At 43.7% G+C, this 6,967-nt stretch carries 8 protein-coding genes; 6 read left to right on the top strand and 2 right to left on the bottom strand.

The annotated features are described in order from the left end of the window. Positions 1-99 precede the first annotated feature (99 nt). Positions 100-1,077 (top strand): 3'-5' exoribonuclease YhaM family protein, encoded by a 978-nt coding sequence (locus tag T472_RS00230; protein WP_023383410.1) that lies wholly within the window; start codon positions 100-102, stop codon positions 1,075-1,077. Positions 1,078-1,086: 9 nt separating this feature from the next. Further along, positions 1,087-2,316, top strand: a complete 1,230-nt coding sequence (gene pepT, locus T472_RS00235; RefSeq protein ID WP_023383409.1) for a peptidase T — start codon at positions 1,087-1,089, stop codon at positions 2,314-2,316. A 61-nt stretch (positions 2,317-2,377) separates the two neighbouring features. Here pepT and T472_RS00240 read toward each other — a convergent pair whose 3' ends face one another. Together T472_RS00240 and T472_RS00245 are read right to left on the bottom strand one after the other, a co-directional pair. Next, positions 2,378-3,262 (bottom strand): DegV family protein, encoded by an 885-nt coding sequence (locus tag T472_RS00240; RefSeq protein WP_023383408.1) that lies wholly within the window; start codon positions 3,260-3,262, stop codon positions 2,378-2,380. 114 nt (positions 3,263-3,376) lie between these two features. Beyond that, positions 3,377-3,925 carry a biotin transporter BioY gene (locus tag T472_RS00245; protein WP_023383407.1) on the bottom strand — a complete coding sequence of 183 codons (549 nt, stop codon included), beginning with the start codon at positions 3,923-3,925 and terminating at the stop codon, positions 3,377-3,379. A 216-nt stretch (positions 3,926-4,141) separates the two neighbouring features. Here T472_RS00245 and T472_RS00250 point away from each other — a divergent pair, with 216 nt between their 5' ends. From T472_RS00250 to T472_RS00265, 4 genes are all read left to right on the top strand, one after another. Continuing rightward, positions 4,142-4,357, top strand: coding sequence for a hypothetical protein (locus tag T472_RS00250; RefSeq protein WP_023383406.1), 216 nt, complete (start codon positions 4,142-4,144; stop codon positions 4,355-4,357). Then, a complete protein-coding gene (locus tag T472_RS00255; protein WP_023383405.1) occupies positions 4,358-4,693 on the top strand; it encodes a GNAT family N-acetyltransferase in 336 nt (111 codons plus the stop codon). Between the two features lie 29 nt (positions 4,694-4,722). Continuing rightward, positions 4,723-5,220, top strand: coding sequence for a hypothetical protein (locus T472_RS00260; RefSeq protein ID WP_023383404.1), 498 nt, complete (start codon positions 4,723-4,725; stop codon positions 5,218-5,220). Positions 5,221-5,796: 576 nt separating this feature from the next. Continuing rightward, on the top strand, positions 5,797-6,846 hold the full coding sequence (locus T472_RS00265) for an LPXTG cell wall anchor domain-containing protein (RefSeq protein WP_023863197.1): 1,050 nt from the start codon (positions 5,797-5,799) through the stop codon (positions 6,844-6,846). Positions 6,847-6,967: the final 121 nt, after the last annotated feature.

Here is a 6,967-nt window from a genome sequence, read left to right on the forward strand (position 1 = left end):
GGAGAGTCAAAATTTCTGCTTTAAAGCCTTCTCCGGCTGGTATTGTAGTATAATCTAGTATAATTAATTATATACCATGTTAATGGCAAGGAGTAGCAGATGGAACAATCGATAAGAAAAATACGGGACTTTGAGGCCGGTGACAGACTTGACTGTTATTTCATAATCAAGAGGGTGGACCTCAAGACCACCAATTCAAACGACAGAAAATACCTGGACTTCATCTTCGGGGATGTTACAGGTGAAATATCCGGAAAGCTATGGGATGTTCCATATGAACAGGAGGACTTCTTCAAGGCCGGAATGCTGATCAAGGCAAGAGGTACAGTAACCAGCTACCAGAATGCCCTGCAATTCAAGGTGGACAAGATCAGGACCGTGGATACCAAGGACAATGTTGACCCGAGGGACTTTGTTGTCGCTGCACCCCTTGACCCTGATTTCATGTTTGGAGAGATCGAGGGCTTTGCAAAGGGAATGGCAAACACCCACATAAGGAACCTCGTGCTCAGGATAATGGAGGAGAACAAGGAAAAGCTGATGTATTATCCTGCGGCGAAAAGGAACCACCATTCCATAAGAAGCGGACTCCTTTATCATGTGCTTACAATGCTCAGGCTGGGCATGAAGCTATCTGAAATATATGAGGAAATCAACACAGACCTTCTGTATGCCGGTATAATCCTCCATGACATGGAGAAGCTCAATGAAATGGACTCCACCGAGCTTGGAATTGTGAGCGAGTACACCATTGAAGGGACCCTTCTGGGACATATAACCCAGGGTGTAAAAAATATTGAAAGGGTTGCGATGGAGCTTGGAACTCCTAAGGAAATCAGCATGATACTGGAGCACATGGTCCTCAGCCATCATTACGAGGCTGACTATGGCAGTCCTGTAAAGCCCATGATCCTTGAGGCTGAGCTTTTGCACCATATCGATATGATCGATGCGAGGGTCTTTGACATAACGAATGCCACAAAGGATATCGAGGGCGGCTCATTCACAGACAACATATGGTCGCTTGACAGGCGAAGGATGTATAAGCCTTTGCTTGACGGAAGCGAAAGGAGATAGGAGGGTACGATGGGAGTTAAGGAAAATCTCTTGAAATACGTAAAATATGAGACAACCTCTGATGAGGAAAGCACAAGCACCCCTTCAACCAAGGGGCAGATGGTCCTTGCTGAGGAACTTGAAAAAGAGCTGAAGTCTCTGGGGCTTGAGACAAGACTGGATGAAAACGGATATCTTTTCGGATACCTGAAAGGAAATACAAGCAAGAGGGTCAAGAAGCTTGGCTTTCTGGCACACCTGGACACATCGCCTGACATGAGCGGAAGGGATGTATCACCAAGGGAATTGACCTATGAAGGTGGAGACATAGTACTTAACGAGGGGCTTGGTATAGTACTGAAGGCAGCTGATTTCCCTGACCTTCAGAAATATGTGGGCCATGACCTTATTGTCACTGACGGGACTACACTACTTGGTGCAGACAACAAGGCCGGCATCGCTGAAATCATGGCAGCACTTGAAATCATCATTTCAAAAGGCGATTTTCTGCATGGAGACATAATGGTGGCGTTCACCCCAGATGAAGAAATCGGCCGGGGGCCGCATAAGTTCGATGTTGAAAGGTTTGGTGCTGACGTTGCATACACCATAGACGGAGGACCTGAAGGTGAGCTTGAATTTGAGAATTTCAATGCAGCGGCTGCAAAAGTCACTTTTAATGGAAGAAACGTCCATCCCGGCACTGCTAAGGGGAAGATGATCAATTCCATAGCTATCGCCATGGAATACGCATCGTTCTTCGATAAGGCAGAGACGCCTGAAATGACTGAAAAATATGAGGGCTTCTTCCATCTCAATGATTTCAGAGGGTCTGTCGAGAAAACGGTGCTGAACTACATCATAAGGGATTTCTTCGCGGATACGTTTGAGGCTAAAAAAGAGAAAATCACGGCTTTGGCAGAACAGCTCAACGGGAAGTACGGACAGGGGACCGTGACCGTTGAGGTGAAGGATCAGTACAGGAACATGAAGGAAATGATCGAGCCCAGCATGTTCCTAATAGACAACGCGCTCAAGGCCATGGAGATGGCTGAGGTGAAGCCTATTGTGAAACCCATAAGAGGCGGCACTGACGGCGCGCAGCTTTCATTCATGGGACTGCCGTGCCCGAACATATTCACCGGTGGTGAAAACTACCATGGAAAGTTCGAGTTCATATCAATACCAGCGATGGAAAAGGCTGTTGAGGTAATAGTCAACCTTATCGGTATATTCGAGGCGCAGGGTACAGAGGAATAAGGATAATATGAAAGAGCGGCACTTGCGAAAAGTGCCGCTCTTTTATAATAAGAAATCAAGATTATTGCTGGTTTTTTGTGTTTCGGTCTTTTCCGGTGAAGAACAGGCATGCGCCGTTGGGGCCGAGATGGGATCCGATTGCCATTCCCAAAGGGAACAGGGTAACCCTGGCATCTGAATGGTTCTTCTCTATCAGTTCCTTGATGTACATTGCGTCATCTTCGCAATCCCCGTGGGAGATGAAGGCTTCAATTCCGATTTCTGGATCGAGGTTCTTTTCAAAATAGCTGTAAAGGGTATTCAGTGATTTTTTCCTGCCCTTTACCTTGTCGATCACCTTGAGGCTGCCTTCGCTGTCCATATGGATTATGGGCTTTATTGCCAGCATGGAGCCGAATGTTGCGGACAATGCTGATATCCTGCCGCCTCTCCTCAGGTGGTTGAGGTCATCGACTGTGGCAACGTGGTTGATGTGGTATTTCATCTTCTCGACATACTCCAGGTTTTCCTGAAGGGTAGCCCCTTCGGACTGTTTTCTGAGTGTCAGCTGCACCAGAAGTCCCTGCCCGGATGATGCGCATTTCGTATCAATGATCTCGATGCGCCTGTCAGGATATGACTCCCTGAGGGTTTCGGCGGCAACATTTGCCGAACCGAATGTTCCGCTGAGCATGGATGAAAATGATAGATAGAGGATATCCAGGCCTTTATCCAGAGGGCCCTTGAAGTAACCGTGATACATGGCAGGAGTAATCTGCGAAGTCGTGGGCATTTCGCCGTTTCTCATGCTGTCATAGAATTCCTTGAACCCGATAGTCCTCCAGGAATCCTCGATAAGTTCGATGCTGCTTGTCCGTATTACAAGGCCTATGGGATCGTGTTCCGGCTTGTCCAGAAAATATGTTCCAAGGTCGCACCCTGAATCTGTAAGTACAATGTAGCTCATATGGCCTCCAATTCAAAAATAGTCTTAATACAGGATAACCTGAAAAGTTTAAAAAACTTTGAAGTTGTCCATAAAGATTTGATTTTGAATGGCGAACGTGAGTGAAAAGGAAAACTATTGCTGTTTATTCTCAAGCAAACCTGTCTTTGTAAGCCTTGTCCAGATTACAGCTGCTGCAACGGTCTTGAAAAGGTCTGGTAATATGAAAGGAATCACACCTGCAGTAAAGGCCTGCACGAATGTAAGGTCGCGGCTTATTGCCAGGTATGAGGCACCAAGAAGATAGATCGGCAGATTACCAAGAAGCACTGAATAGACCACAGCTTTTGCGAAAGTGTCGATCCTGTTTCTGAATGAGCTTATGAGAAGTACAGCTACTGCAAATCCCATTATAAATCCGCCTGTGGGACCCAGTATGGCTCCTGCACCGCCCCTTCCTCCGGAAAATACCGGAAAGCCTATGCTGCCGAGGAACAGGAAGACTGCTATGGACATTCTTGAAATCTTCGGTTTGAATGACAGGGCAATAAGAATCACAACAAGTGTCTGCAGTGTACCGGGTACTGGAGTGAAAGGAAGGGGAACATATATATAGGATGAGATTATGAGAAGTGTAACTCCAAGTGATGAATAAACCAGGTCCCTTGTCTTTAGTCCTGCCATTGATGATTCTCCTTTGAATATGATAATCCTTATTATATCAGCTGATTGAGGACTTGGTATTTCTAAAATGGCAAGGAGTGTAATTATTTAAACAAAAGTTAAGAGTGTCGAAGAAAAAAGTATAGGTACTTTGTTCAAAGTAATAAATTGTTTACAATCAATCTACATGAGTGGGTTTGGATAACTGATATACTTTATTGTAGAGAATGTGATGATTTGAAGTTGGACCAAAATGACATAAGGGTAATTTCCAGGTACCTCAGGCTATCGCTGAACAACCTGAAGGAGCTTAGGGAAGTTATGATAGAGATCGAGAACAATGGCGAAGTGGACCATGATGGTCAGCCGGTCATGAATTCAGAGGAAATAAACAAAGATATCAGTAATATTGAAGGTCTTCTGGACATGCTTTCAGAAGCGGAGGGAGCGTAAATGGTGGAGTTTAAGGTTAGCCATGAAAAGGAATTGAACAGGTTCATCCTTTTGACAGAGGAAGGCGAAAGAGTAGGCAGGGTGTCCTATGCAGTTGGTGAAGATGGCACCATGACCATTGACCATACCAAGGTCAGCCTTGACCTGAGAGGAACCGGAGCTGGAAAACATTTGATTTTAGCTGCTGTCGAGTATGCAAGGGGGATGAGTTATAAGCTGAATGCTACCTGTCCGTATGCGAAAAAGATGCTTGAGAAACATCGCAAGGACTTTTCGGATATTCTCGGACCGGTGCTTTCGGAAGAATCCGAACCGGAACCGGGAAATGAATTCTGATTACATCACATATGCAGGAGGGCCATCAGATGAAGGGAATAGTGTTAATCGCATGTATGCTTATCCTGGCTGGTTGTGGAGCAAAGCCGGTGATGCCTGTACCAGATGGAGAGATTCAGGTATCGAGGATAATGGATTTCAGGACCTCTGATATGGATCCCATGAAAGGTGAAGCGAGGCTTATTGTTGATTACAAGGGCTTCGAAAAGTACCTGTCAGATTACGCGATTCTGGAAAGTCCTGTTTTCCTTGATTCGGATGATCTTGAAGCTATTAAGAAGATTGATGAGGAGTACTTCAGGACCGGAGCGATTGGAGTTGCAGTATCTGTAGAGAGTTCTGGATCAAACACAGTCGAGGGAAAGAAAGCAAAAATTCAGGGTGATGTGCTTATCCTTCTTATAGAAAGGAAGGAGGCTGGCATAGGCACAACAGATATCGCCACAAGGCATTCAGTTTTTCTTCTGGACTCAGCTGACGTTTCCGGAATAAGGGCAGCTGAGGTGGAGAGGATTCTAGCAAAGTAGATGTAAATTTATTATGAACTGGGAAAATGCTCTGATTCTAAATATGCGTTTATCCTATTGAAATATAATCATATTAACTATAAATATTCAAAGAACCTTCGTGTTATACGTGGGTTCTTAATTTATTGGAAAAAAATTGTGCGGGTTGTGAGTGGAAGCAAATATAGAACATAGCTCTAAATATGCTTGCATATCCTTGATTATCAAGGGTTTTCAAAATTGATGCCAGCTTTAGGGGTTTCGACAAAGAAAGCGTCGCGAGAGGATGAGGATACGCTGAATTCATAGATATTAAAAAATACGAATATTAATGTCGAAATTCAAGCTGGTACATATTGTGTCGAATAACCGGGAATACCGTTGATTTATAATGACAAATAAGATTAATTTTAGAACAATATATTGTATGTATAAAATATTTTAGCTATAATTAGTATAAAATGACGAAAGGGCACATTAGCATATTGAACAGAGTTAAGTTTCATTAAATAATCACATTGATTAGAATATAACTATAATTTCAAATATGTCGAATCGCGCTTTGCTACAACAAACACAATTACAGGAGGAGAGAACATGAAGAAAAAATCTAGGAAATTAACAGCACTGCTTATCGCCTTTGCTATGGTATTCACATTGCTTTGGAATTCAAAAATCACTCTTGCGGGAAATGGAAAGCAGAATATCCATTTCGATTACTTGTATGATAATCTGAAATCCGGATATGAATCATTGGAGATAACATTAACACATTCTGATGGGGCAAAATTTACTGCATCCGCTGCGGAAGATAAACTTAAGAATGTACCTTATGGTACATATACAGTCAGCGTAACGCTTAATGGAAATCCAGTAGATGGAATAACACTATATTATGTTGTTGGTAATGATGAAGATTTAGCTGAGGCAGAAATCCAGTTGATTGCAGTATCAGTTGGTGGTGAACTTATAGTTGATGATTTTACACCTACATTTCATTTTTTATCACTTGTGTTAAATGAAGCCGATGAAGATGAAGAGGATCCGGTAGATGAAGACGAGGAAGAAGAAGATCCGGTAGACGAAGACGAGAAAGAAGTGGAACCGGAAGATGAAGACGAGGAAGAAGAGGATCCGGTAGACGAAGACGAGGAAGAAGAGGAACCGGAAGATGAAGACGAGGAAGAAGAGGATCCGGTAGATGAAGACGAGGAAGAAGAGGATCCGGAAGATGAGGACGAGGAAGAAGAGAATCCGGTAGACGAAGATGAGGAAGAAGAAGATCCGGAAGATGAAGACGAGGAAGAAGAAGATCCGGAAGATGAAGACGATGAAGAAGAGGATCCGGTAGACGAAGACGAGGAAGAAGAGAATCCGGAAGATGAAGACGAGGAAGAAGAGGATCCGGTAGACGAAGACGAGGAAGAAGAGGATCCGGAAGATGAAGACGAGGAAGAAGAGGAGGTAGATTCTAAAGAAGAAGTCGCAGATGAGGATGAAGCGGAAGAAGAAGTGGAAGCTGAACCCAATAATGACAATGATTTAGAAACACTTCCGCAGACTGGAGGCGTGCCAAGTATTTTGTTTTACGCATTCGGAATGATATCGATGTCTGGCGGTGCGTTTCTCCTTAAGAAAAAGGAATAGAATAGCTTAATCCTGATAATTGATATAAAGCAAAGCGAGGGACTGCAGCGATAGGCTGCGGTCTCTCGCTTATTCTTGAGATTCCGGTAAGTGTTGAAAATTCGGTAGTGTATTTTAATTT

It is taken from the genome of Youngiibacter fragilis 232.1 (genome assembly GCF_000495435.3).
Lineage (GTDB): Bacteria > Bacillota > Clostridia > Clostridiales > Clostridiaceae > Youngiibacter > Youngiibacter fragilis.

What these genes read in the sequence shown, in the direction of transcription:
- T472_RS00255 (WP_023383405.1), top strand. Translation starts at nt 4,358, where the DNA reads ATGGTGGAGTTTAAGGTTAGCCATGAAAAGGAATTGAACAGGTTCATC.
- T472_RS00240 (WP_023383408.1), bottom strand. Translation starts at nt 3,262, where the DNA reads ATGAGCTACATTGTACTTACAGATTCAGGGTGCGACCTTGGAACATAT.
- T472_RS00245 (WP_023383407.1), bottom strand. Translation starts at nt 3,925, where the DNA reads ATGGCAGGACTAAAGACAAGGGACCTGGTTTATTCATCACTTGGAGTT.
- T472_RS00230 (WP_023383410.1), top strand. Translation starts at nt 100, where the DNA reads ATGGAACAATCGATAAGAAAAATACGGGACTTTGAGGCCGGTGACAGA.
- T472_RS00260 (WP_023383404.1), top strand. Translation starts at nt 4,723, where the DNA reads ATGAAGGGAATAGTGTTAATCGCATGTATGCTTATCCTGGCTGGTTGT.
- pepT (WP_023383409.1), top strand. Translation starts at nt 1,087, where the DNA reads ATGGGAGTTAAGGAAAATCTCTTGAAATACGTAAAATATGAGACAACC.
- T472_RS00265 (WP_023863197.1), top strand. Translation starts at nt 5,797, where the DNA reads ATGAAGAAAAAATCTAGGAAATTAACAGCACTGCTTATCGCCTTTGCT.